At 37.8% G+C, this 25,001-nt stretch carries 29 protein-coding genes; 14 read left to right on the top strand and 15 right to left on the bottom strand.

The features are described from left to right. The first annotated feature begins 69 nt into the window (after positions 1-69). Positions 70-1,137, top strand: a complete 1,068-nt coding sequence (locus AC1VU3_RS10110; protein WP_480388461.1) for an NAD(P)/FAD-dependent oxidoreductase — start codon at positions 70-72, stop codon at positions 1,135-1,137. 137 nt (positions 1,138-1,274) lie between these two features. Here the strand turns inward: AC1VU3_RS10110 and AC1VU3_RS10105 are convergent, their stop codons facing one another. Continuing rightward, positions 1,275-1,601: a YuzD family protein gene (locus tag AC1VU3_RS10105; protein WP_480388460.1), complete on the bottom strand. Its 327-nt coding sequence runs from the start codon at positions 1,599-1,601 to the stop codon at positions 1,275-1,277. A gap of 170 nt (positions 1,602-1,771) precedes the next feature. On the opposite strand from AC1VU3_RS10105, the gene AC1VU3_RS10100 reads away from it, so the two are divergent. From AC1VU3_RS10100 to AC1VU3_RS10070, 7 genes are all read left to right on the top strand, one after another. Then, positions 1,772-2,005, top strand: a complete 234-nt coding sequence (locus tag AC1VU3_RS10100; RefSeq protein ID WP_480388459.1) for a NifU family protein — start codon at positions 1,772-1,774, stop codon at positions 2,003-2,005. A gap of 230 nt (positions 2,006-2,235) precedes the next feature. After that, complete coding sequence (locus AC1VU3_RS10095; protein ID WP_480388458.1) at positions 2,236-2,598, top strand: HesB/IscA family protein; 363 nt, start codon at positions 2,236-2,238, stop codon at positions 2,596-2,598. Positions 2,599-2,937: 339 nt separating this feature from the next. After that, a complete protein-coding gene (locus tag AC1VU3_RS10090; RefSeq protein ID WP_480388457.1) occupies positions 2,938-3,990 on the top strand; it encodes an AlbA family DNA-binding domain-containing protein in 1,053 nt (350 codons plus the stop codon). Between the two features lie 351 nt (positions 3,991-4,341). Further along, a complete protein-coding gene (locus AC1VU3_RS10085) occupies positions 4,342-5,547 on the top strand; it encodes an NAD(P)/FAD-dependent oxidoreductase (RefSeq protein WP_480388456.1) in 1,206 nt (401 codons plus the stop codon). Positions 5,548-5,607: 60 nt separating this feature from the next. Further along, positions 5,608-6,102 carry an NUDIX domain-containing protein gene (locus AC1VU3_RS10080; protein WP_480388455.1) on the top strand — a complete coding sequence of 165 codons (495 nt, stop codon included), beginning with the start codon at positions 5,608-5,610 and terminating at the stop codon, positions 6,100-6,102. Between the two features lie 113 nt (positions 6,103-6,215). Further along, positions 6,216-6,344, top strand: coding sequence for a YuiA family protein (locus AC1VU3_RS10075; RefSeq protein ID WP_480388454.1), 129 nt, complete (start codon positions 6,216-6,218; stop codon positions 6,342-6,344). Positions 6,345-6,440: 96 nt separating this feature from the next. Further along, positions 6,441-6,764, top strand: coding sequence for a YuiB family protein (locus AC1VU3_RS10070; protein ID WP_480388453.1), 324 nt, complete (start codon positions 6,441-6,443; stop codon positions 6,762-6,764). Positions 6,765-6,861: 97 nt separating this feature from the next. Here AC1VU3_RS10070 and AC1VU3_RS10065 read toward each other — a convergent pair whose 3' ends face one another. After that, the gene (locus AC1VU3_RS10065) at positions 6,862-7,338 is read right to left on the bottom strand and encodes a divergent PAP2 family protein (RefSeq protein ID WP_480388452.1); all 477 of its coding nucleotides are present in this window, start codon (positions 7,336-7,338) and stop codon (positions 6,862-6,864) included. Positions 7,339-7,457: 119 nt separating this feature from the next. On the opposite strand from AC1VU3_RS10065, the gene AC1VU3_RS10060 reads away from it, so the two are divergent. After that, complete coding sequence (locus AC1VU3_RS10060) at positions 7,458-8,981, top strand: leucyl aminopeptidase (RefSeq protein ID WP_480388451.1); 1,524 nt, start codon at positions 7,458-7,460, stop codon at positions 8,979-8,981. A 58-nt stretch (positions 8,982-9,039) separates the two neighbouring features. Then, positions 9,040-9,270, top strand: a complete 231-nt coding sequence (locus AC1VU3_RS10055; protein WP_482983388.1) for a hypothetical protein — start codon at positions 9,040-9,042, stop codon at positions 9,268-9,270. Positions 9,271-9,368: 98 nt separating this feature from the next. On the opposite strand, the gene mnhG is transcribed toward AC1VU3_RS10055, so the two are convergent. The 7 genes from mnhG to AC1VU3_RS10020 are packed head-to-tail and all read right to left on the bottom strand — an operon-like array spanning position 9,369 to position 15,131. After that, the gene (gene mnhG / locus AC1VU3_RS10050) at positions 9,369-9,734 is read right to left on the bottom strand and encodes a monovalent cation/H(+) antiporter subunit G (protein WP_480388449.1); all 366 of its coding nucleotides are present in this window, start codon (positions 9,732-9,734) and stop codon (positions 9,369-9,371) included. After that, positions 9,718-9,999 (bottom strand): Na(+)/H(+) antiporter subunit F1, encoded by a 282-nt coding sequence (locus tag AC1VU3_RS10045; RefSeq protein ID WP_480388448.1) that lies wholly within the window; start codon positions 9,997-9,999, stop codon positions 9,718-9,720. The genes mnhG and AC1VU3_RS10045 overlap by 17 nt, the downstream gene beginning before the upstream one ends. Beyond that, positions 9,996-10,475, bottom strand: coding sequence for a Na+/H+ antiporter subunit E (locus AC1VU3_RS10040; RefSeq protein ID WP_480388447.1), 480 nt, complete (start codon positions 10,473-10,475; stop codon positions 9,996-9,998). The genes AC1VU3_RS10045 and AC1VU3_RS10040 overlap by 4 nt, the downstream gene beginning before the upstream one ends. Beyond that, positions 10,475-11,902, bottom strand: a complete 1,428-nt coding sequence (locus AC1VU3_RS10035; RefSeq protein WP_482983454.1) for a Na+/H+ antiporter subunit D — start codon at positions 11,900-11,902, stop codon at positions 10,475-10,477. Before AC1VU3_RS10035 ends, AC1VU3_RS10040 begins: the two co-directional genes overlap by 1 nt. Positions 11,903-11,951: 49 nt before the next feature. Then, positions 11,952-12,293, bottom strand: coding sequence for a Na(+)/H(+) antiporter subunit C (locus AC1VU3_RS10030; RefSeq protein WP_480388446.1), 342 nt, complete (start codon positions 12,291-12,293; stop codon positions 11,952-11,954). Beyond that, positions 12,293-12,715, bottom strand: coding sequence for a Na(+)/H(+) antiporter subunit B (locus AC1VU3_RS10025; protein ID WP_480388445.1), 423 nt, complete (start codon positions 12,713-12,715; stop codon positions 12,293-12,295). Before AC1VU3_RS10025 ends, AC1VU3_RS10030 begins: the two co-directional genes overlap by 1 nt. After that, positions 12,702-15,131: a Na+/H+ antiporter subunit A gene (locus AC1VU3_RS10020; RefSeq protein WP_482983387.1), complete on the bottom strand. Its 2,430-nt coding sequence runs from the start codon at positions 15,129-15,131 to the stop codon at positions 12,702-12,704. The genes AC1VU3_RS10025 and AC1VU3_RS10020 overlap by 14 nt, the downstream gene beginning before the upstream one ends. Positions 15,132-15,540: 409 nt before the next feature. Here AC1VU3_RS10020 and AC1VU3_RS10015 point away from each other — a divergent pair, with 409 nt between their 5' ends. Then, a complete protein-coding gene (locus tag AC1VU3_RS10015) occupies positions 15,541-16,101 on the top strand; it encodes a DUF5366 family protein (RefSeq protein WP_480388443.1) in 561 nt (186 codons plus the stop codon). Positions 16,102-16,396: 295 nt separating this feature from the next. Here AC1VU3_RS10015 and AC1VU3_RS10010 read toward each other — a convergent pair whose 3' ends face one another. Both AC1VU3_RS10010 and AC1VU3_RS10005 read right to left on the bottom strand, forming a co-directional pair. Beyond that, entirely contained in the window at positions 16,397-18,286 is a 1,890-nt protein-coding gene (locus tag AC1VU3_RS10010; protein ID WP_482983386.1) for a transglycosylase domain-containing protein, read from the bottom strand. 34 nt (positions 18,287-18,320) lie between these two features. Next, entirely contained in the window at positions 18,321-19,559 is a 1,239-nt protein-coding gene (locus tag AC1VU3_RS10005; RefSeq protein ID WP_482983385.1) for an MFS transporter, read from the bottom strand. Positions 19,560-19,700: 141 nt separating this feature from the next. Here AC1VU3_RS10005 and AC1VU3_RS10000 point away from each other — a divergent pair, with 141 nt between their 5' ends. After that, entirely contained in the window at positions 19,701-20,471 is a 771-nt protein-coding gene (locus tag AC1VU3_RS10000) for a peptidylprolyl isomerase (RefSeq protein ID WP_480388440.1), read from the top strand. Positions 20,472-20,486: 15 nt separating this feature from the next. Further along, on the top strand, positions 20,487-20,717 hold the full coding sequence (locus tag AC1VU3_RS09995; RefSeq protein WP_480388439.1) for a hypothetical protein: 231 nt from the start codon (positions 20,487-20,489) through the stop codon (positions 20,715-20,717). An 89-nt stretch (positions 20,718-20,806) separates the two neighbouring features. Here the strand turns inward: AC1VU3_RS09995 and AC1VU3_RS09990 are convergent, their stop codons facing one another. Both AC1VU3_RS09990 and AC1VU3_RS09985 read right to left on the bottom strand, forming a co-directional pair. Continuing rightward, positions 20,807-21,205, bottom strand: a complete 399-nt coding sequence (locus AC1VU3_RS09990; RefSeq protein WP_480388438.1) for a hypothetical protein — start codon at positions 21,203-21,205, stop codon at positions 20,807-20,809. Between the two features lie 219 nt (positions 21,206-21,424). Continuing rightward, positions 21,425-22,588: a MalY/PatB family protein gene (locus AC1VU3_RS09985; protein WP_480388437.1), complete on the bottom strand. Its 1,164-nt coding sequence runs from the start codon at positions 22,586-22,588 to the stop codon at positions 21,425-21,427. Positions 22,589-22,665: 77 nt separating this feature from the next. On the opposite strand from AC1VU3_RS09985, the gene AC1VU3_RS09980 reads away from it, so the two are divergent. Beyond that, on the top strand, positions 22,666-22,926 hold the full coding sequence (locus AC1VU3_RS09980; protein ID WP_480388436.1) for a DUF1871 family protein: 261 nt from the start codon (positions 22,666-22,668) through the stop codon (positions 22,924-22,926). Positions 22,927-23,203: 277 nt separating this feature from the next. Here AC1VU3_RS09980 and AC1VU3_RS09975 read toward each other — a convergent pair whose 3' ends face one another. Continuing rightward, positions 23,204-23,416: a helix-turn-helix domain-containing protein gene (locus AC1VU3_RS09975; RefSeq protein ID WP_480388435.1), complete on the bottom strand. Its 213-nt coding sequence runs from the start codon at positions 23,414-23,416 to the stop codon at positions 23,204-23,206. 219 nt (positions 23,417-23,635) lie between these two features. Then, a complete protein-coding gene (locus tag AC1VU3_RS09970) occupies positions 23,636-24,973 on the bottom strand; it encodes a sodium-dependent transporter (protein WP_480388434.1) in 1,338 nt (445 codons plus the stop codon). Positions 24,974-25,001 lie beyond the last annotated feature (28 nt).

Raw genomic sequence — 25,001 nt, 5'->3', positions numbered from 1 at the left:
AAGTATTATTGTGAAAATCATCACAATCATTTATAATTTTAGATGATAACAAAGTAGAGGGAGAATTATATGCGAAAATTAGTACTATTAGGAGGCGGATATGGTAATATGCGCATATTACTGCGCTTACTACCAAATAACTTGCCTGATGATGTTGAAATCACTTTAATAGATCGAACGCCGTTCCACAGTCTAAAAACGGAATTTTATGCATTGGCAGCGGGCACATCCCCAGACTCTGATATTCGTGTTTCATTTCCAGAGAATGAAAAGCTTAAAAAGGTGTATGGAGAAATTAAAGAAATTGACGTAGAAAACAAAGAAGTAAAGCTAGAGGATGGTCAATCCGTTCGTTACGATGATCTAGTTGTAGGTTTAGGCTGTGAAGATAAGTATCATAATGTTCCAGGAGCAGCTGAGTATACTTATAGTATTCAAACAATTGGTCGCTCTAGGGAAACCTTTAAGTATATCTGCGGATTACCTTCAGGAGCAGTGGTTGGTATTGTAGGAGCAGGTTTAAGTGGTATCGAATTGGCAAGTGAGCTAAGAGAAAGTCGTAAAGATTTGCAAATTAAATTATTTGACCGAAGCCCACGTGTACTAAGAGATTTTCCAGAACGTTTAAGTAAGTATGTGCAAAAATGGTTTGATTCCAATAATGTAGAAGTAATCAGTAATTCAAACATTACAAAAGTCGAGCCAAATAAATTATATAACCATGAAGAAATCATTCCTGTGGACGCGGTTGTTTGGACAGCTGGTATTCAGCCGGCAGCTCCAGTACGTGCGCTACCAGGTGAGAAGGATAAATCCGGTCGTGTCATCCTTACTCAGTATCACGATTTACCAAGCTACGAGGGTGTATATGTAGTTGGAGATTGTGCATCCCTACCATTTGCTCCTAGTGCTCAATTAGCAGAAGAACAAGCTGAGCAAATTGTAAAGGTACTTCAAGCTCGTTGGAAGGGTCAACCACTTCCAGAAAAAATGCCGGAGATCAAGCTGAAGGGCTTTATGGGATCGCTTGGGAAGAAACAAGGCTTTGTTTACATGGCAGATATCTCTGTAACCGGGCGTATCGCTCGTTTAATGAAATCAGGGCTACTTTGGATGTATAAGAGACATAACGGGTAATTAGCAATAGTATCTTTTTATTTTAAAAAGTCTCATAACTTCTATTATTAAAAGAGTTATCCATTTATGGATAACTCTTTTTTTTAGAAAGACACTATGTTAATGGATAATAAGGAAATTGTACGTGTTAATCCAATCTATTCTTCACGTAAACCGTACTTTTCCAATGCAGTAAGCACAGGCTTAAGTTGGATATATCCTTCGCCTATCACCTCATCATTGATCATTACGAGAGGATAAAAAAACTCGTCTTCTGCAATTCGCTGGGCAATATTCTGCTGCTTTTCTTCATTCAGTGGACCTTCGATATCTATGTAGGTATAAGTAATATTGTTCTGTGGAAACTTTCGGTTAATCGCAGCTTGGAGCCATTCATATGTGTCCTTGGAGGAAGGCGCGTTTACACAGCTAGCACATATAACATCTGCTCCATACACCTCAATTGTCAATGGTTGGTGAGTCATCTATCCATCCCCTTAGTTTTAGTTACTTTCACATTATAATAAGTTTTTGGAAATAAAGTCAAAAATACAAATTTCCTTAGACTTTCTGACCCGGCGGTGGTTTGGGATTAAACACTTCCAATTGCACAATATATAATTTATAATATTGTTAGCGAAAGGAGTCGATAGATATGACTGATACAATGACTGAGCAAGTTCAAGAAGTTCTAGATAAATTGCGTCCATTCTTACTACGTGACGGAGGAGATTGCGAGCTTGTTGATGTAGAAGATGGTATTGTAAAGCTACGTCTTCTTGGTGCTTGTGGTAGCTGCCCAAGTTCTACCATTACATTAAAAGCAGGTATCGAGCGTGCTTTATTGGAAGAAGTACCTGGAGTAGTAGAAGTAGAGCAAGTATTTTAATTACCAATCATTTTTAAATCGTAACGGATTTATATTTAGTTCTTTTAAAAGAAGCCTTATCTTGGCTTCTTTTTTTGTGGATATTGTTCACGTTTTAAGGAAACACTCCATTTAAATGTAAGATAAATGGTCGTGCTTTAGTAGCCATGTCGTTTTGAATTACCAAGTAGTTTTCCTTGTCTTGGTAGTAGAAACCTTGATATGATAAAAGAAAGAAAGGGTGATTTCAGATGACAGAGATCGTAAATTTATCTGAAGCGGCAGCATATCGTGTAAAAGAGATGATGACTCATAATGAAGAGGCTGGCTCTTTTCTACGCGTATCAGTAAACGGTGGGGGATGTAGCGGTCTTTCTTATGGAATGGGCTTTGAGAAAGAAAAGAAGGATGATGATGTCCTTTTGCATCAGCATGGACTAGAGATTATCGTCTCAAGTGAAGACGCACCAATTCTTAATGGGACAGTAATTGACTACAAAGAGTCCTTGATGGGTGGCGGATTTACCATCGACAATCCAAATGCTATTGCATCTTGTGGATGTGGCTCTTCATTCAGAACAGCCAAAGTTACCGGAACGCCAGAAAGCTGTTAATAAAAGTTACTTACATTTGTTGTCTCCTAGAGGGATTAGGAATGACTTGAACACATTTACTGTGTATACAATCGTGAAAAATAGTAGTGACAACTCTGCGATGGGTTGTGAATAACTAAGTCTCTTTGATGGATGATGTTGCTAAACATTATGGATCGGGGAGGCTTTTTGTGATGATGTTGTGCTAAAAATGTTGCTTTGTCTAGGATTGCTATTCTCAGTCATATGTCATTATAGAAGAAGGATACTCCGTTCAAATACATAAATTTGCCTATCGGCTATTAAATAAGAGAAAGAATGAATACACTTTAAAGTGGTTTGTAATTTGGAGGATCAAATATGTCAAAAAATATTACAAAACGTTGTGCAAATTTACTAGCAAATGAAGAGAGCTATGATGTAGATTTTAAATTACATGTAAAAGGGTTAACTGTGGATGACTTAGTGGCTTTTGCAAACTCTCCTACAGGTGGAACTATACTTATCGGTGTAGATGAAGATATAAATGAAATTGGAAGACAGATAGGAAAAGTTGTTGGTTGTAAAGTTGGAGACAATGAAAAAATGATTATTATGAATAAAGCAAATGAATGTAGACCACCTGTTGACATAACTATTTTTGTAGAAAATGAGGATGAGAATCCTTTTTATAGAATTGAAATTCCTAGTGGTCAATTTAAACCGTATTCTACTCCGAAGGGAACCTATTTGATTCGAGGTGACGGACGTAATCTTGCTTTAAATAGAGATAGGCTTTTACAGATGTTTCTAGATGAACAAGGAGATACTTTCCTGAATAGGTTTAAAAATGCTACGGAGTACTTAGGTGAAAGTATTGTTGAAACTAACAAAAAGTTGGATATATTCGGAAATACGATAGAACGTTTACAACGAGAATTAAGTAACGACATTGACGAAATTACAAAAAGCTTAGAGGACTTAACTAGTAATGTGGAAAAAAATCTAGATGAGATTATTCAAAACACTGATAAGTTAGTGGAAGAAACAATAAATAATTCCATGCAGACTGTGGATGAAATTATTAATAGAATGAAAGGAATTGACCAAGATTTATATGAAACCAAGCTTGTAACAAATAGGTTGCTGGAGCATTTTGGAATTGAACATCCTTATACAACTAAGTATAAAAAACAAATCGCTGAAACAGTCAAGGACTCTTACAGGATGATGAAAGAAAATAGGATTAGGGATAATCGGAATGCGAGTGAAGAGGATATTATAAACGATTTTAGAAAGAAAATAATCGACTTGATTAAAGAGTCCTATGAAGTGGATAGGAACACTTTTATGAACGAAGATACTCTAATTGATACGGTAAACACTACTATTGAGAATATGAAGTTATCGGACATAGAAGATGTAGAAAAATAACATTAGCCAGCTATTCACAAATAGGCTTTTAGACGGTTAGCATATTACTGATAATCAAACAAAAAACCTAAAAAGTTAGGATGAACAAACGGTCTCTTTATCTGTATAGTAATAAAATATGAGAAATTAAGGAAGAATTTTGTTACAAATTAAGTGAAAAACACTATATTAATAGCGAAAAATTTTCTGTTTTTTCTAACGTTATAGATATGAGGAAACTTCTGTTGAAATCCCTATCTAAAAGGTCTAAAATAAGGTGTATAAGAATTTTGTAAATTTAATGACAAACAAAGAAAGACAAAGAACTTGTATTGTTTTTCTAAAAAACACAAAAAGGTGGTTGCGATCTTCGTGAAAAGACCAACAATTCTAGTATTAGGCGCGGGCTATGGTGGGTTATCTACAGTAGTTAATCTGCAAAAAATGGTAGGTCCAGATGCAGCAGATATTATTTTAATTAACAAAAATGATTACCATTATGAATCAACATGGTTACATGAGGCTTCTGCTGGTACTCTTAGACCAGATCAAGTTCGTTATGATATTACGAAAGTTATTAATACTAGTAAAGTGAAGTTTGTGAAGGCGACTGTAGATGGCATTGATGTAAATTCTAAAAAAGTGTCTACAAGTGCTGGAGAGTATACATATGACTACCTTGTAATTGGCTTAGGCTTTGAAGGTGAAACATTTGGTATTCAAGGATTAGATAAATATGCCTTATCTATCGCAAACGTAGATGCAGCTCGTCAAATTCGTGATCATATTGAGTATCAATTTGCTACATGGTCAACAGAAGAGGTTCGTGACGACAGCCGTCTAACTATCGTGGTAGGTGGAGCAGGATTCTCTGGCATTGAGTTCTTGGGAGAACTAGGAAATCGTATTCCTGAGCTAAGTGCAGAATATGATGTACCTAGAGAAAAAATCCGAGTAGTATGCGTAGAGGCAGCTCCAATGGTGCTTCCAGGCTTTGACCCAGCTCTTGTGGAGTATGCTGTGCGTCAATTAGAAGCAAAAGGAATTGAATTCTCTATTGGTACTCCTGTAGTCGAAGCAACTCCAGAAGGTGTTAAAATTAAAACTGGTGAAGAACAATTTGAATTTATCAAAGCTGGCACGGTTGTTTGGGCAGCTGGTGTTCGTGGAAACAGATTGATCGAGAGCTCAGGTATTGAAAACATGCGTGCCCGCGTTAAGGTAGAAAAGGATATGCGTGCTCCTGGTTATCCAGATGTGTTTATAGTGGGAGATTGTGCACTTCTTATTAACGAAGAGACAAATCGTCCATACCCACCTACAGCTCAAATTGCCATGCAACAAGCTGTAACGGTTGCTAAAAACATTGTAGCCTTAATAAACGGAAATAATACGGAAGAATTTGTACCAGCCTTAAAAGGTACCGTTTGTTCCTTAGGTGAGCATGATGCTATTGGTGATGTAATGGGTAAAAAAATCACTGGGAAAAAAGCAGCTATTATGAAAAAAATCATTGATAACCGCGCACTATATATGATTGGTGGTATCCCATTAGTACTGAAAAAAGGTAAATTCTAAAATATTTATACTAGCTCCCACTTTAAATAAGTGGGGGCTTTTTTTAAGGGGGGATCTCTAATGGGAAAAAAAGAGAGAGGAACTGTATGGTTAGGTGTAGCCGGGTTAGTAATCAATAATCTTGGTGAATGGCTTGTCGTAAAAAAGAGGTATGGTGGGTTGAAGGGAGTTTGGTCTTTACCAGCTGGTTTTGTGAATCCTAATGAAACTATTGATCAGGCTGCTCTGCGAGAGGTAAGGGAAGAAACAGGGGTCGATTGTATCGTTGATAGTATGATAGGTTTTCGGAGTGGCGTCATTAAAAATGAGATTAGTGACAACATGGCAATTTTTTTATTAAAACCTACGGAAGAACGGCCAGTACTGCAAGCTCAGCTTTCAGAGCTATATGAGGTGTCTTGGAAGCATCCACAAGATCTAGTAAAAGAGGAAGCGGCATCTGTTATGCTCTATGAAATAGCGAAGAGCTCATTAGACGGTGGATTTCCCACAATAGAAGGAATAAATCCAGGAGATGTTTTTGGATATACAGCATATAAATTGTTCATAAAATGAAAAAAATGACACAAAATAAACACAATTTTATTTTGTGTTTTTTTATTTACAGAAAAAGAAATACATGATATATTATCTGAAAATTATAAATAAACTAAAAAGGAGAATGTACAATGACAAACTTTCATAAAACGGTTAATCCAGCTCACTGTCCATATTGCAAAGGGCAAGGCTATTTTCAGTTAAGACTTGGAGGCTCAGAAACTTGTAACTGCTGCAAGGGATCTGGGAAAAATAAATAGGCAATTATGACAAATACGTGACAACCTCCATGTAGATTGAATAGTGTCCTTTGTTAGGGTACACTTTATCTAGAGATATTACGGAGGTTATTACGTATGGATTTTACAATTGCACAAATGATTTTATCAGTCCTTATATTTTTTGTTATGTTTTTCGGAATAGCATTTCTCATAAATATGCTCCTTCGTATGACTTGGTTTATGGCTTTTCTATATCCACTTATTGTTGTTTTCATTATCGATGAAGTAAGGTTTTTTGATTATTTTCTGAAACCAGGAACTGCATTCTCCGCTTTAGGTGATAAAATAGTAGCTTTACATATTGCCGATATAGTGATACTATCCGGCGGCTTATTAGGAGCAATCGTTGCAGGAGTCGTTATTAAACAGCTTAGAAAAAATGGATATCAAATGTTTTAAGAGTTTTATATTGTTATAGAAAACATAAAAACATCAACCTTGGACCATCAAAAAACCTGTCAAAAGTCACTTGCATCGACTTTTTGACAGGTTTTTTTTAAAGAATCCAACTATAAATAATGATAGAGATTAGGATTCCTGTTAGTGCACCCATAAATACTTCCATTGGCTTATGGCCAAGTAAAGTCTTCAATTCTTTCATTTTTTCCTCATTCTTTTTGTGTGCCCATCCTTTTGTTTGATCTACGAATAATTGAAAATCTATTCGCAGCTGATTGATAATGATTGCCTGCTGGCCGGCTTGGAATCGAACGCCAGTAGCATCAAACATGACAATCACAGCAAAAATGGTCGCTACGGCAAATAAAGGAGAATCTAGTCCTGCTTCAAATGCGATGGCAGTGCACAAAGAAGTGACAGCAGCTGAGTGAGAACTAGGCATTCCCCCGGTAGAGGTAAACAGCTTCCAATCAATTTTTTTGGTTACTAAATAGTGAATGGGAATCTTTACGAATTGTGCAAAGAAGATAGAAAACAGAGCGGCCCATAATGGGGTGTTTTGGAGGATTGCCAAAGTAGACACCGCCTTTCGCTAAAACTTATTTACACTAGTATAACACATTCATACAATTCGAAAAATGAAGATTCATCCTATATAATAGATATTGTATGTATAAACTAGGGGGGACCAAAATGATAATTAGTACAAATGCTGTTTTGTTCAACGAAGTACAGTCAGAGACTTTAGTAGTGGGTATGCCTAAGCATCCTGAAAATACAGAGAAATGGGAGAGCCTGCTCAGTACCTTTGGTGAGCATTTATTGGACTGGGTAAAAAACGGTGATATTTCTACTGACTTAAAGAAGCTAGTAAAGGTTCCTTTGACAGGAAATGATGTTGTCAAACGTATTTTGTTTGTAGGGCTAGGGGAACGTAAGCAGTTAACACAGGACCGCCTTAGAGAAGTTTTTGGCTTAGTAGGTAAAGAACTTCTACATAGCAAGCCTGAAACCTTAGCGATATGGTTACCTTCCTTCACTTCTGATTCTATAAATGATGGAGATGTTGCATATTTAGCCGCTGAAGGTATTGGAATGGGATCTTTCGTCTATGAAGGATATAAAACATCCTCTAATACACCAGATTATTATTTAGCAGGCGTTGAGTTGCTTTCTGACGAAGATGGAGAAGAGCTTGTTTCTTTCTTTGAGGTTGGCAGTATCTATGCGGATGCAGTGAACGAAGCAAGAATTTTAGTAAATACCCCAGGGAATGTACTAACCTCTACACAATTAGGGGAGTATGCAAGAGAATTAGGTGAAACATACGGATTTGAAACAGAGATCCTTGGAAAAAAAGAAATAGAAGAGCTTGGTATGGGGGCACTCCTGGCGGTGAATCAAGGGTCAGTTGAAGAACCTAGACTAATTGCATTGAAATATCAAGCCACTGAAAATTGGGAAGATGCAATTGCTTTAGTCGGGAAAGGAATTACCTTTGACACTGGTGGTTATTCCATCAAAACGAAAACAGGTATCGTTGGTATGAAAGGCGATATGGGTGGAGCAGCTGCAGTTTTAGGAGCGATGCAAATTATTGGAGAGCTACGTCCGAATAAGAATGTCATTGCTGTCATTGCATCCACTGATAACATGATTTCAGGTAATGCCTTTAAGCCTGACGATGTTATTACGTCTATGAGTGGAAAAACTATTGAAATTCTAAACACTGATGCAGAAGGGCGCTTAGTGCTGGCTGATGCTGTAACATATGCGAAACAGCAAGGAGCTGATTATATCGTCGATGTTGCAACGCTTACAGGTGGCGTTATTACTGCCCTAGGCTTTGATAAAACAGGTGCACTTACGAATAATGAGGAATTCTGGGAAACCTTCATGGAGTCATCCCTAGAAACCGGTGAATTTGTTTGGAGACTACCATTAACGGAAAATGATAAAAAACGTATCCGTAAAAGTGATGTAGCAGATTTGAACAACTCTCCTGGTGGGGATGGTCATATGATTTTCGGTGGAGGCTTTGTTGGAGAATTTGTAGAGGATACTCCTTGGATTCATCTAGATATTGCTGGTACATCTGGTGCAAGTGCTCCCCATGATTTAGGTCCAAAAGGTGGAACGGGTGTCATGGTTCGTACGTTGGCAACCTTAGTTGAAAGAATGGCTAACGAAGAAGAACTGCAAACAGTAGAAGAATAGGTAAAAGCACAGGTACTGATTCCCCAATTGCATAAGTTATATGGAAGGGAGGAACAGTATGACTAGATTTTCAAGAGGTTATGGCGGTTATGGCCGTGGCTATTATGGTGGAGGTCCATTTGGTGGCGGCTTTGGTGGTCCGTTATTAGGTGGTTTTGTTGGAGGGTTATTAGGATCTTCTATTGTTGGAGGATTTGGTGGACCTGGCTATAGACCTTATCCGTACGCGCCATATCCATATTACCGTAATTATTATCCAAGGGGATATTTCCCAGGCTATTACAGATAAACAAAAAAGCTTTTACAAACAATTTGTTTGTAAAAGCTTTTTATCATGCACCAATCCCCATTTGCTTGTCGGGGCAGAAATAGGCGTATACGCTTTTCTTAGTGCTTCGCGTGCTCTCGTTTTTTTTCAACTACTTCTGCTAAGTCGTCTCGTACAGTTAGTTTACTTACTTTTATACCAGAGTAATAAGCTGCTCTCCCCATCATATGGCCTCCTACAGGTCCAGTAATAAACAGGAAGAGGATACCTAAGAAGATGCGGGAGTTAAAGATTCCTTCATTTAACCAGAAGTGAAGAAATACTCCTATTAAAATACTCATAACCCCAAGCGTTGCGCTTTTTGAGGCAGCGTGAGCTCGGGAATACACATCTGGGAGACGTAAGAGACCTATCGCGGTAACTATTACGAAAATGGTTCCAAATGAAATAAATAGAATGACTAAACTATTAGCTATCACGGTCACGTCGTATGATTTCTCCCTTCTCAGTAAATTTGGAGAATGCAATTGTTCCGATAAAGGATAGCACTGCAAGAAGCAGGATAACTTCTAAGAAAAATACTGTGTCAAATATGATGGAGAATAATCCAATTAATGAAATTAACCCGACGCCAATGGCATCTAGAGCAATTACACGGTCAGGAGTAGATGGACCTTTTACTAGACGGTAAATAAAGCCGATAAGCGCTAGGCTTATTAAGACAACAATTGCCCAAAGAAAAGCATTCAAGATCTACTCACCTCCAGTATTGCTTTCTCGAAAGTATCTTTAATCGAAGTAATTGCCTCGTCAATATCCTCAAAATCAATCGTGTGGATATATAAGGTTTTATTATCATCAGAAATATCTAGTACGATTGTACCCGGAGTTAAGGTAATTAGACTAGAAAGAAGGGTGATTTCCCAGTCTTTTTCGAGAACAGTCGGCATTGCAAAGATAGCCGGACGGATTTGCATTTTTGGTTTGATAATTAACTTTAAAACTGAAATGTTGGAAAGCACTAATTCTTTTAAGAATAACAGTGTTAATTTGATGACTGCCCATACTCTGCCCATGTAAAAACGGCTAGAAAAGGATTTCCTCATCATAATCAACATAACTAATCCTAGTAAGTATCCTACAATAAAGGTAGTAAGCTTAAAGGAACCAGATAGAAACATCCAAGTTAGTGCAAGAAAAAAATTTAACAATATTTGAAATGCCATTATTTATCTCCTCCAAACACTGCATCTATATAAATAGATGGATCAATTAGAGAAGCAGTTGCATCTGTCATATACGGAACTAATAATTCAGCGCCTAGGCCGTAAACTACTGTAATGGATACAAGCAGTAATGCTGGAACCATCAATTTGTTATACTCTTTCGATGGTATTGACGCCTCTTTTTCCGCTCCCCAAAAAGCATAAATAAAGATTCGAATAACAGATAGCAACACAACAAGGCTTGAAGCAAGAATGAAGATACCTTGCCAAAGCAGTTCTGCTTCAAAACCACCTTGAACAATCAGAAGTTTACCAATGAATCCACTTAGTGGTGGTATTCCTGCTAATCCCAAGGCTGCAATTAAGAAGGTCCAAGCAAGCATCGGGTATCGCTTCATCAAACCACCCATTTTTCTAAGGTCGCTAGTACCAGTGATTTTTATGATAATACCTATTAACAGGAACAAAGCGCCTTTAATAAGTATATCGTGGATTAAGTAGAAAACAGAGCCCATCATCCCATTTTCATTCATTAGGGAAGCCCCAAACAGAATCACGCCAACTGCAATGACAATATTGTAGATAATGATTTGCTTCACATCAAAGTAAGCAAGTGCTCCGATACATCCAGCAATAATGGTGATGATGGAAATGATCATCAGCAGCTCATGTGTAAAACCGATATCTGTAGTGAAAAACAATGTGTAGGTTCTCATAATCGCATATACTCCTACCTTTGTCAGGAGTGCACCAAATAGGGCCAGGACAGGCACCGGTGGAGCAGCATAAGAACCAGGCAACCAGAAGAAAAGTGGGAAAATACCACCTTTTATGCCGAAAACAACTAAGAATAGGACAGCGATTACAGTGATAATGCCTGATTCACCAATTTCAGTAATCTTCACAGATATATCTGCCATATTTAATGTTCCAACTACAGAGTATAAGTAACCAACTGTAATAACAAACAGGGAGGAGGAGATAATATTCACTACTATGTATTTGATAGACTCTCTTAGCTGTATTTTTTCTCCACCAAGAACAATCAGAACATAGGACGAAATCAACAGCACTTCAAAGAATACAAATAAGTTGAAAATATCTCCCGTTGTAAATGCCCCATTTATTCCTGTAAGCATAAATAGGATAGCTGGATAATAATAAGAGGTTTCTCTTTTTTCATCAAGTGACACTATGCTGTACCATACTACAAATAAAGCAATTACCAAAGAGGATATCACTAACAGTACAGAAAACATATCAGAAACCATAGAGATTCCAAAGGGTGGTGCCCAGCTTCCAAGCGTTAACGTTTGGACACCGTCTGTTTTTACTTTACCTAATAACAGGATAGCCGAACCTAATGCAGCTAAAAGGCCAATAATAGAAACCACTCGCTGTGCTATTAGCCTTTTTGGGAAAAATATAAGAATAGCAGCGAATAGGAAAGGGATGAGGACGGGAAATAATAATAGGTTACTCATTGTCGTCAGTTCCTTTCATTAGCTCCATATTGTCAGTTCCAATCTCTTTATATGCACGGTAAGCGAGCACTAAGGAGAATGCAGTGACACCGAAGCTGATTACAATAGCTGTAAGAATTAAAGCTTGTGGGAGCGGGTCGGCATAATCAGTGACTCCATCTGCTAATACTGGAGCAGACTCTCCAGAAAGACCTCCCATAGTAAGCAATAATAGATGGGTTCCATGACTCAAAAGACCAGTTCCGATAATAATTCTGAGCAGGCTTCGAGACAGGATGAGATATACTGCAGCCATAAATAGAAAGCCGATTAAAATGGACATTAATATCTCCATTATTCATCTCCTCCTATCATTTGAATAATTGTCATTGTTACTCCCACAACAACTAGGTATACCCCAGTATCAAAAAACATAGCTGTATGAATCGAGGTTTTACCTAGTAAGGGAATATCGAAATAGTCATATGCATGGGTGAAGAAGGGAACATCAAAGAATATGGAACCGGCTGCTGTGACAATCGAAATTAATAGCCCTATTGCTGTCAAAATAGTGTAGTTTATAGGAATCATCTCTTGCACTGTTTTTAAATCGAAGGCTAGAAGAAGTAAAACGATTGCACTAGACATTAGCAATCCACCTACAAATCCTCCTCCTGGAGTATAATGACCTGCAAAAAAGATATGGATAGAAAAGAGAAATATTAGAAAGAACACTACCTTGGTTGTAGTTTGGATAATTAAATCATTTGTTTTCAACTTTTCTATCTCCTTTCTTTCTTGCCAATCGAAGTGTGATCATGCTAATGATTCCAAGAGAGGCAATAGATAATACCGTAATTTCAAATAATGTATCAAATCCTCGGTAGTCCACTAAAATAACATTGACTATATTTCCTCCACCAGCTTCAGAATAAACAGTTTCCTCATAGTAGCTAGAGATGGACTCCATGAGCTTTTGAGAATGAGCTGATATGGCAATAATAGTTACCAAAACACCTACACATAAGGAAATAATGAAGTTTACAAGCTTAAACTTACGATCAACTTTTGGTTTTTCGTATTTATTAAGCTTTGGAAGATGATAATACGCAGCTAAAAATAGCGCTACGGAAACAGTTTCAATAACTAACTGTGTTAATGCCAGGTCAGGTGCTTTAAATAACACAAAAAACAAGGCTACTGTGTATCCAACCGCTCCGAGAGCAATAATCGCTGTTAGTCTGGAGTTGGTTACTAAAATAGTTATTGTTCCGATAATGATTAATAAAGAAATCGTAACCTCAAACAAACCAATAGGAGCTAAATTACTTACGTCTAGGCGATACGCATCCTTTAACCAAATAGTACTTCCTAACAGGATGATAATTCCTGCATACATATAGATTAAATAGGAGCGCAAGGAACCAGTCATATAAAGAGAGGATAGACGGTTTGCTCCATTTTCTGAAGCCATTGTCATCCAATTGTAAAGTCCATTCAAAGAAATCTTAGCTGGCATCTTTTCATATGCAACAGACCATTTTGGTAGTGTTTTATATAAAAGGAAGCCTATTAGGAAAACGCCTAGCGTCATATAAAGTGCAGGCGAATCAAAACCATGCCATGCTTTAATCTTAAAGCCTATGTCGGCAGGAGCTTGATAGAAAGCTGGTTGAATTGCCGCAACGGCTGGCTTAATAAAGAAGCTACTTACTACATTAGGAATAAAGAAAATGACTACTACAAGAACTGCTAAAATAGCAGGAGAAATTAGCATTCCAAATGGTGCTTCATGTGGTTTTTTAGGTAATTCCTTTGGCTTATAAGACCCACTGAATGTATGGAAAATAAAATATAGACAGTATACAAAGGTGAACACACTAGCAATCCAAGCAACGATTGGGATAAGAATCCACCAGGTATCCATTGCATATAGGTCAAAGTTCTGAAGCGAAAGAGCAGCCTCAAAAAACATTTCCTTACTTAAAAAACCGTTAAACGGGGGTACGCCGGCCATAGAGAGACCACCAATAAGGGCTATTGTAAAGCTGACAGGCATTAAGCTCATCAAACCGCCTAGTTTTCGAATGTCTCTTGTACCAGTCTCATGATCAACAATTCCCGCAATCATGAACAGGCTACCTTTAAATGTTGCATGATTCATTAGATGGAAAACTGCTGCAAAGGTTGCGAAGGTGAAGGTTGTCACCAAGTCACCTGTTACATGATAGGCAACCCCTCCGATTCCAAATAAGGACATAATTAGACCGAGCTGACTGACTGTTGAAAAAGCTAAAATTGCCTTTAAATCTGTTTGTTTCACAGCAAAGAAGGAACCCCAAAATAAAGTAAGAATACCAACGCCGGTCACAAGCCAGATCCATACTTCTGATAAGGCGAAAATAGGAGTCAAACGAGCAACCAAGTACAATCCAGCCTTAACCATTGTTGCGGAATGTAGATAAGCACTAACAGGAGTAGGTGCTTCCATTGCATCTGGTAGCCAAATATAGAAGGGGAATTGAGCAGATTTTGTAAATGCCCCTAAAAGCACTAATACAAGCGCCCAAACAAAAAATTCATGATTCGCAAGTTCGGCTGCTTGACTGATTAATTCTCTGATTGAGAATGAGTCACCAATTATTCCTAGGATTAAGAAGCCGCCAAGCATCATTAATCCACCAAACACGGTAATCATCATAGATTTCAAAGCACCAAGTCGAGATTTATCGCGAGTGTACCAAAAACCAATGAGTAGGAAGGAGGAAATAGAGGTTAATTCCCAAAAAAAGTATAGGCTAATTAAATGATCAGATTGAACAACACCAAGCATTGCAGACATGAACATTAATAAATACACATAAAAATTTCCGATGTTTTCTTTTTTCTTATCTAGGTAGTAGATAGAGTAAAAAACAACTAAGGCTCCGATCCCAGTTATTAATAGGGAGAATAATAAGCTTAAGCCGTCTATGTATGCAACAAGGGAAATATTTAAGGATGGAACCCATGAAAGCTCGTCTATGTAATAATTACCATCGGCTATCGAAGGGATATATGTTCCATAAAAAATTACTAATACAAGAGGCACGAGCAATACAAACCATCCGGTGTGGATTCCAATTTTTTTGTAAAGGATAGGCACCAGTAATGCTGCAATAAGTGGTAACAGTATTGCAAAAACAAAGGACATAAGAATCCTCCTTTCAAAAAAATAGTTTTAATGTCACTTTCTTATATAAAAGTATAACGTAATTAACACATGTTTGCATGACGAAAACCATGTTAATTTAACCCACCCTATTGTTTTCTCTTGCTTTATATATAGGAAGAAAGGCTAAAATACTGAAAAATAAAAATATTTTATAGGCCGATAAAAAAATAATTTTTTTCCTGATTTCGGATACATTTGGAATTAATTTTACCCACTGACCCTTTAAAAAGATTTGATTATATCAATAGGATGTACACAAGTGGATTTCTTATGCTTATTGGCTATTTTAAAGCCCAACTTAAAATGGAATGGGTATTTTAAATCTTGCAGATTTTTCAAACTATCGATATGATACATAGGATATTATTAGAATTTAAGAGGAACTTTCATGAAGAATCCATACGTTTTTGGCTTTTTGCCCTTATTTACTATCATTCTTTTTAGTTTTAGCTATGCTACTTACTCAATGTTTCAGCTTATAAGTTTATTTGAGGTAATTGGTGTTTATGAAGGGATGAGGGAATTCTTATCCGATATGGAGATTAAGCTTTTTGTCTTGATTATCCTTATCTTAGTTTATTTTATGCTTTTTTCTGCATTGAAGTTGATTGCCGAGACTATCCACGAGCTGGGCATGCTATTTTTCTCTAAGGATTTAGAAGGGAAGACACTGGTGCAAGCAAGGGGAGGCTATCTTATCTTCTTTGGAGGGGGAGTTCTTTCGGTTATAGGAATTCAGTATATAGAGCTGCTGTTGTTTGTCTTTCTAGCGACCGCCTTTGTTTATTTCATATACGTGGTTTATAAGCTTAGTCCTTCTTTGAGTATGGGTGGAATCATTGGACTTGTGATGTTTGAGATTATTACCTGGAGTTTTCTTCTTGCATTAGTGTTGTATGCTGCGATTAAGCTTTATAACGGGATAATAGCAAGTTTGCCTTTTGTGTAGAGACCTGGGACAAATCGAAAAGAAGCACTTATAATTCTGAAAGATGATAAGAATTATAAGTGCTATTTTGTTTTGGTAGAACCAGGGGTTCTCCGCTACGTCGAACGCTTGGAGTGGAGGCCAACAGGATGTTGGTCAGGAAAACGTTGTCACACGATGTGACGTTCTTAGTTTTCCCTCCTTCAACTTAAACCATCGCCGAACGCTAACGCGTGCCGTTGCGATGGGCTAGGTTCGCCTCTGCCCAAACCAATTAGCGTTTCCCCAAATACATAATTACTGAGCGAGTTTTTAGCTAATCTTGCATGATTAGATTGAAGATGTGGTGCGGGATTTTTTTATTTTCTATCCTTTTCATGTTTTGTGGTTGATCATGGCCCACCCACACTGCGGATGTATATTGATTGGTTAAACCTGCAACCCAGAAATCACGAAAATCGTTTGTTGTGCCTGTTTTTGCTCCAACGTAAGGAGTATGGACTGTAATTCCTCTTCCCGTGCCTTCCTTTACAACTAAAGCTAATAGCTCTCTCATCGTTTGAACGGTTTTAAAAGACCATACCTCTTTTTTGTCGTTGTTCCACTCATATAGCGTATTTCCTTCTTTGTCTTTCACCTGACGAATAGCATATGTAGGTGTATAGATACCATCTATAAAGCTAGAATAAGCGTCAGCCATTTCTAAAATGGTCACTCCTCTGGTAAGCCCTCCGAGAGCAGCAGAAAGAGTAAAATCTTGCTCTGTCACATGTTGAAATTGAAAAGAATCCAATTTGCTAAATGCCTCGTTAACCCCAACTTTCTCTAACAATCTTACAGCCGGCGTATTATGACTTAGCTTAAACGCATCACGAATAGTGACTTGACCATACCATCTGCCACCATAATTTTGGGGACAGTAGCTGCCGATACATAGCTTGCCTCCATCTACTAAGTTATTAGGAGTATAGGTAGTGGTTTCAAACAACGGTCCATACACTAATAGTGGCTTGAGAGAGGAGCCTGGCTGTCTAACGGCTTGGTAAGCCCGATGAAAGTCGAATTTTTTATATTTATATCCACCGTAGACGCTTACAATCTCTCTCGTATTATTATCTATTACCACAGAAGCAGCCTGGATACCGGTGTTTGATTTGGCTAACAGCTGGTTTATAGCAGCTTCATCCTTTTCTTGCTTAGAGGGATCTAACGCTGTGTAAATGGTAATACCTTGTGAAAGGACTTCGTTTATCTTCGATTGAAGTTCATTCTGTAGCAAAATGAGAGCGTTTTGATCTGTTTCTTGTTGCATTCTTTCCACATATCCTTCTTGGGAAGCTATCAACTGCTTCAGTTCCTCATATACATAGGTGCTATATGAGGGATAAGATTGCTTTTTTTGTTTTATTTGTAAGGTAATATCCTCTTTTTTTATTTTTTCCCCATGAGCTTTTGTGATAACTTCATTTCTAACTAGAACGTCTATTAGTCGTTCTTGTCTTTTTTTTGTATCCTTAAAGTGTTCTAATGGATTGTATAGGGCGGGATTGTTAGGTATCGCGCAAATAAAAACTATCTCTGCCTCATTAAGCTCTGCTAATGGTCTATTGAAATAGAAAGTGGCAGCTGCTCCAATTCCATACACTTGATTTCCGAAATACATTTCATTTAAATAGTTTGTCAGAATCTCGTCTTTTGAATATTCCTTTTCCATTTCATAAGCGTAAAATAGTTCCGTTAATTTCCGCTCATACGTTTTCTCAGTAGATAGGTAACGTAGTCGAACAAGCTGCTGCGTAATCGTACTGGCCCCTTGTTCTTTTTCGTGGGCTGTGGCATTTGCTACTAGTGCCCGAACAATTGCACTGAAATTAAAACCTATATGGTTGTAGAATTTTTCATCTTCACTCTGTATAAAGATTTCGTTTACGAACGGGGGGATTTCCTCTAAGTTCAAGGGTTGACGCCATTCTACGTAGTCCTCTGAAAATATCTGCTCGTGGCGATCTACCAATATAACTGGAGAGGAGAACGAGGGGGAGGATAGCTGGATGGAATCCTGAATTGTTTCTTTAAATGCCTCTGCTTCTAAAAGTTCAGTTTGTATAAAGGAATATAATAGCCAAATAACCGGAAATAATATGAAAATGAGTAAAAATCCCATTGATTGACGCATTGTTTGCACATCCCATTCTACTTTCTCCATAAAAGAATAGCACACTTTCAACTGGGAAAGTGTGCTAATTTTTTAGAGCTTCGTGAAGCTCTTCTTCATGTAATACATCTTCAAAATCTTTCACTGGCTTTTTGTTGGCAAAATAAATGACAAAGAATGCTATCAAGAACAGTGCTCCAGTAATATAAAATACAGAGGAAATACCAATGAACCCACTGATGAAACCGCCAAACATGGGACCAATTATGTTTCCTAAAAATCGGAAGCTGGTATTGTAGCCCATCAATTCTCCTTGTACTTCAATCGGTGCCTCTCTTCGGATTAGGGCGGTCGTAGTTGGTATTAGGCCACCAGATGCAATCCCAAATAGGAAGCGAAGAATGATTAGCTGCCAAAGTTCAGTTACAAGGGCCTGTGGAACAATAAATAGGAAGGCCATGAGCAAGAGAACACCTAGTATTTTTTCATATCCGATACTATCTCCAAGTTTTCCCCAAGTTCTAGAAAACAAGATACTGCCCACTCCAGTTGCACTAAACGTTATTCCAGCAAGAAGTGCGACATCCTTCGTGTTCGTTAGATGCGAAACATATAAGGAGAGGAGCGGTTGAATACTGAATAAGCCAATTTGTATAAGTGAGCTGATCATTAATACATTCAGTATTAAGCGGTGATGGAATATACCGGATACGACCACTTTTCTAGAATATTCATGGTCTCCTTCTTTTTTCACCTTACGTACCTCGTGAATCCCTACAAGGACCATTAGTGCTGCAATCGAAACAGATATAGAGGTAATGATGAAGGTGTATTGGAAGCCGAAAGTATCCGCCATGAATCCGCCTATTATTGGACCAAATAGAGTACCTGCTACGCTTCCCATTTGCAGTGTGCCCATCGTTCTGCCGGCAACTTCCTTAGGAGTCTGCGAGCTTATAAAAGCAAGGGAAGTCGGAATAAAACCGGTAACTACACCCATAAAAAGGCGAAGCACAAAGAAAGCTTCTACAGAGTTGACAAAACCCATTAAAAAAACACTTATCGCAATACCGAACCCATTCATCACAAGGATTGGTTTATATCCATATCGATCTGCAATTCTTCCCCAGATTGGTGACATGATTAGAGCGGAAACAAAGGTAGCTCCAAATACTAATCCGGACCATTTTTGAACATAGGCATCTGTAAAATCCCCCATTGTATTTATGTAGAGGGATAAAAAAGGCATAATCATTGTCATCGTACTGGAAACAAAAAAGATGGAAATCCACATAATAATAAAATTACGTTTCTGTACGCTCATAAAAATCCCTTCTTTCTGTAGCGTACTTCACCCGAAATTATTTTTATTATAGAACATTTCGTGACGCTAAGGAAGTGAGTGAAAACTTTTTCACTGAAATATGACATCAAAATATGGTAAACTAGCTTGGGGTGATAATTCGTGAGAAAACTAATAATTATTGGTTTATTTTCCGTGCTAGCTTTAAGTGCATGTGGTTCTACCGCTGAAAATGAAGAGCAGGGTAATACCGATACACAAACAAATGGACAAGCTGAAACAGAAACACCAACTGAAAATGCTGCAACTGGTAATACAGATACCCAAGAAGCAGGAGAGATAATCATGTATCCGCAACTTTCCGAGGAAATCGCTGCTGACGAAGCTTTGGTCGTTATGCATACAACAATGGGCGATATTAAGATTAAGCTCTTCCCAGAGCTTGCGCCTAAGACAGTGGAAAACTTCTTAACTCATGCGGAAGAGGGTTACTACGACGGTATTATATTCCACCGAGTTATTGAGGATTTCATGATCCAAGGTGGAGACCCAACTGGTACTGGTATGGGTGGAGAAAGTATCTATGGGGAAGATTTTGAGGATGAGTTTTCTATGCAGCTATTTAACCTGCGTGGTGCCCTTTCTATGGCGAACGCTGGACCAAATACAAATGGCAGTCAATTCTTCATTGTACAAGCTAAACAATCAGCAATGACAGAAGAACAACTGATAAAAGGTAACTGGCCTGAGGAAATTGCTAAGGCATATGGGGAAATGGGTGGAACGCCTCATTTAGACCAAAAACATACTGTATTTGGACAAGTTATTGAAGGAATGGATGTAGTGGATGAGATAGCAGCTGTAGAGAAGGACGCTAACGATAAGCCAAAAGTAGAAGTATCCATCAAATCAATTGAGATTATTCAAAAATAAAAGGAAGTGTCACACGTGTTTTCTTTTCTACAATTAGGGTTCCTATACTTGTATTTCCCAGAAGACAAGACAGAGTATATACCAGTAGTATTGGAATTTCTAATTTTATTGCTCGTATGTATACTTGTGTTTAGATGGCTTATAAAAAAATCTAGAAAAGATGCTCTGAAAGCAAAAGAAATTGAAGATAGAGTATTGAAAGAAAGAAGAGAACAGCAGAACAAAGAACAGCTCCCTCCACAATAGGGGGCTGTTTTTTCGTTTCATAGAATATTATATCGCTAGAGTTAGCATCCCACGAACTAAGAAGTGTAGCTCTTATAGTTTTAAAGCCTTTATTCTTCTTCCATGTCTAATTGTTTGTAATAGTTATCTACAATCGGATAAATATCTGGATTTGAATCGTAATAGGTATTGTCAATGTGATTTAGAGTAAACTTAAATTCCTTTTCGGCATCCAAAAGAGTAATACCGTATCTCCAGCCTTCACGTTCTTCTTGATTTTCTTGTGGAGTAAATTCAATTGCTTTGATAAGAGATAGAAATTCACCAATATCTTCTTGCTTAGTTATCGTTTTAGAAGCACCGTTTGAACCATCTACAATGATAACTTCATTTACATTTTCAATTTTTGCGTTTTTATAAAATTCTTCTAATGAGTGCGTTTTTTCATTAGTACAGGCAGAAAGTAATAATAGGCTTACCAATAATATCAGGAAAAAAGTTTTTTTCATATAACCACCTCCATGTTTATACTTCTATTAAGTAGACGCAGAAAATATAAAATAGAAACATTTTTGTAAAAAGGTGTTGTTGGGGAAAATATTTTAGAAAACAGCCAATAAAAAAGAAGCACTTTTGATTCTATAAAAGGATAAGAATCAAAAGTACTTTCTAATTTAGGGTCTCAGGTTCTCCGTTGCGTCGGACGCTATCTGTGGGCCAACAGGAAATCAATTCAATGCTTTCTTGAATCGTTCTATTCCATCTTTCACTGTTTCTAATGGACAAGCAATATTCATGCGTAGGAAACCGTCTCCGCCTTCGCCATATTTTGTGCCAGGCTCTAATGCCAGCTTGCCTACTGTTAGTAGTCGCTGCATCATTTCCTTTTCTTCCAGTCCGGTTTCTCGGTAGTCGATCCAAAGAAGATAAGTGCCTTGTGGCTTGGATACTTTAATGCCTTCCAGCTTTGTCAACTCTTCTATGGCATAATCTATATTACCTTCTAACGTCTTCAGTAGTTCTTCTAGCCAAGGAGTACCTTGCTCGTATGCTGCTTGCATAGCAGTTAGAGAAAACACGTTTAAGCCCATGTCTCCACGGCGTACCGCTTTGTTCTGTAAAACTAGTCGTTTTTCATTACATGGGACGACTGTAGCAGCAGCTTGGATACCGGCCATATTAAAGGTCTTCGTAGGTGCAAAGAAGGTTATAACGTTTTCTTTCTTCCCAGCAACTGAAAGCATAGGAACATGCTTATTTGGTTTATAAACAAGATCAGAATGTATCTCATCTGATAAAACAAGTACATGATGTCGCTCGCATAATAAGGCCATCTTTGCTAAATCTTCCTTACTCCATACCTTGCCACCTGGGTTATGAGGATTACATAGAATAAAGGCCTTTACGTCATGCAAACAAGTCTCAAAGCTATCCCAATCTATTGCTAGTGTGTCTCCTTCTTCTTTTAGCAAGCATGTGACAACTTCTCTTTCTAAGCTCGTAGGTATGCTTTTAAAAGGGGGATAAATAGGAGAGTGAACTAAAATTTTATCCCCAGGCTCTGTAAATGCCTCTATGGTCTCTGCCATAGCAGGGATAACCCCATTTCTTAGTAAAATCCAATCGTTATTTATCTCTAGCTGATGCTTGCTAGATACCCAGTTTGTAAGTGCCGTTCTTACTTCCTCAGGAGTAGTAGAATATCCAAATACCGGGTGTTCCAATCTCTTATGTAAGGCTTTTTGAATAACAGGAGCTAAGGCAAAATCCATATCTGCTACCCACATTGGGAGCACATCCGAACCATCCTCTATAGAATAAACCTGCTCAAGCATGTCCCATTTTGCTGAATATGTATTTCTCCTTTGATAGATTGTAGAAAAGTCTGACAAATCAAATACCCCTTTCATTTTGCGTGTATTATGTTATTATAACCCTAACTAATAAAACTAGTAAGGTGAAAAACTACATGGATAGTATAGAAATGAATAGAAAAGCGGTATGGACCCTACAAGCCTGGGATCCTTTTAATATAGGAGCAGACGGATATGATGCAGAAATAGCTGATGTAGTGGCCTATCTACAGACTATTGACCACCCCTCTGACCTTGCTAAAAAAATTCAGGAAATCTACGAGCACTCATTTGAACGGTGGATACCATTAGAAAAATGTATGGAAATTTCTTATAAATTAATTGCTTTAAAGTACGAAATGAAATGCATCATTTAAGAAACGGCACTGATCGGAAGAATATTCTTTCCGGTCAGTTTTTTTGGGCAACCAAAAGGCACAAATCCTTACGAAGGCTTGTTCCTAGTTTGATTTAAGTATGAATGCCCCAAAAAAATTAGAGAACTAAAAAAAGAGCTCCCAAAGGGTAGCTCTTTTTTATAAGAAAATAAGCGCCTGCGCATTTCTTTTATTCTATGTGTTTTGTCTATTGAACTCCAATTGAAAGAGTCTCCCTGTCGACTGGAAGGGCATAGATTGTGGCCTGCGCTTTTCTTTATGCTTCTTGAATTCCGTCTAATAAGTTGGAAGCTGGCACTTCTAACGCATTAGAAAGCTTGAGGATTGTTTGTACAGATGGGATTTCACGTCCTGTTTCATATGCCTCTAGCTTACCAACACCAATTCTAGTTTTTAAAGAAAGTGTTTCAAGCGAGATTTTTCTCTCTTCTCTTAATTGCTTAAGCTGTTCATGTAATTCTTGTTTCATGATTCCATCCACCCCTTTTCATATAAAAATCCTTACTTCTAGTATAGCACAGGTATGTTAAGAAATTTATATTTAAGTGTTGACAGATCTAGAACAAATTTTTTCCCGCTCCTGCTTCAAGATGGCAAAAGAAATAAGACAGCTAAGTGGGAGATAGCCCGATTGGTTTAACTAATGATAGGTGGGGGAGGAAAGACCCCCACCTATCAAAGTATCACCTTATAGTAAGACGTTTAACAAGCCTTGTATAAAGACAAGGAGGATAGCTAACGGAGCCGCATATCTTACAATGATATGCCATATATTCATCACTCGATTAGTGACGTTAAGCTCTTCCAATAGTTCTTTTTTGGAGAACTTGTAGCCTGCAAAGATGGAGATAAATAACGCGCCTAATGGCAGACCGATACTACTTGTTAGGAAGTCAGCAAAATCAAATAGTATCATATCTAGTATTTTAATATCCGATAATACACCGAATGATAGTGCACTAGGAATGCCTACTAGGAAAATCAAAAAGCCAAAAAGCCAAGCAGCCTTTTTACGTCGTTCGTATTTTGACTTGATTCCAATAGATACTACAATTTCTAACATACTGATAGAGGATGTTAGCGTAGCAAACAATAATAAGACAAAGAATATTATTAAGAAAAATTCTCCAAAGATAATTTGTTCAAATACAGCCGGAATGATGATGAATACTAACCCAGGACCAGCATCAGGAGAAAAGCCTAAAGCAAATACTGCTGGGAAAATAACCAGGCCAGCCATGATAGAGATGACGATATTTAACACAGAAACACTAACAGCCGAGCTGCCTAAATTGGTTTCTTTTGGCATGTATGAAGCGTAGGTAATCATTCCAGATACCCCTACACTTAAAGAGAAAAATGCTTGTCCGAGAGCAAGTAAGGCAGTTTCCCAGGTGAAATAAGACCAGTCAGGAACAAATAGAAACTTTACCCCTTCCCATGCCCCTGGAAGTGTTAATGAACGAATTGCTAACACAATGAAAAAGATGAAAAGCATCGGCATCATCCATTTGCTTGCCTTTTCAATGCCTCCTTTAATTCCTCCTGAAACGATAAGGACTGTTAGGAGAATAAAAGCTCCCTGTCCTATTAAGACCTCCCAGGGATTAGAAATGACAGAATTAAAAAGATTCTCATAGAAGGATTCACCCGAGTGGTTTAAGCTTAGAGTAATAGAACGAGCCAGGTAGGAAAGGATCCAACCACCAACTACACTATAAAACGATAGAATAATAAATGAGAATATAAAGCCAGACCATCCAATTAAAAACCAAGGCTGGTTTGGCGCTAATCGTTTAAATCCAGTAACAGCGTCAGATTGTCCTTTTCTCCCGATAAGAAACTCAGCCAATAATATAGGCAGACCTATTAGTAAAGTACAGAGGATAAATAAAGCAACAAAGACGCTCCCGCCATTTGTGCCTGCCATATAGGGGAATTTCCATATTGCCCCCAGTCCGATGGCACTCCCTGCAGCTGCAAGAATAAATCCAATTTTCGAACCAAAATGATCTCTTTTTTCCATAAAAATTTGTCCTCCTTATTAAGGATTT

The sequence above is a fragment of the Psychrobacillus sp. Z16_25 genome (assembly GCF_056856695.1).
Note: the sequence above shows the minus strand (reverse complement) of the source record. Positions and strands in the feature narration are given on the sequence as shown.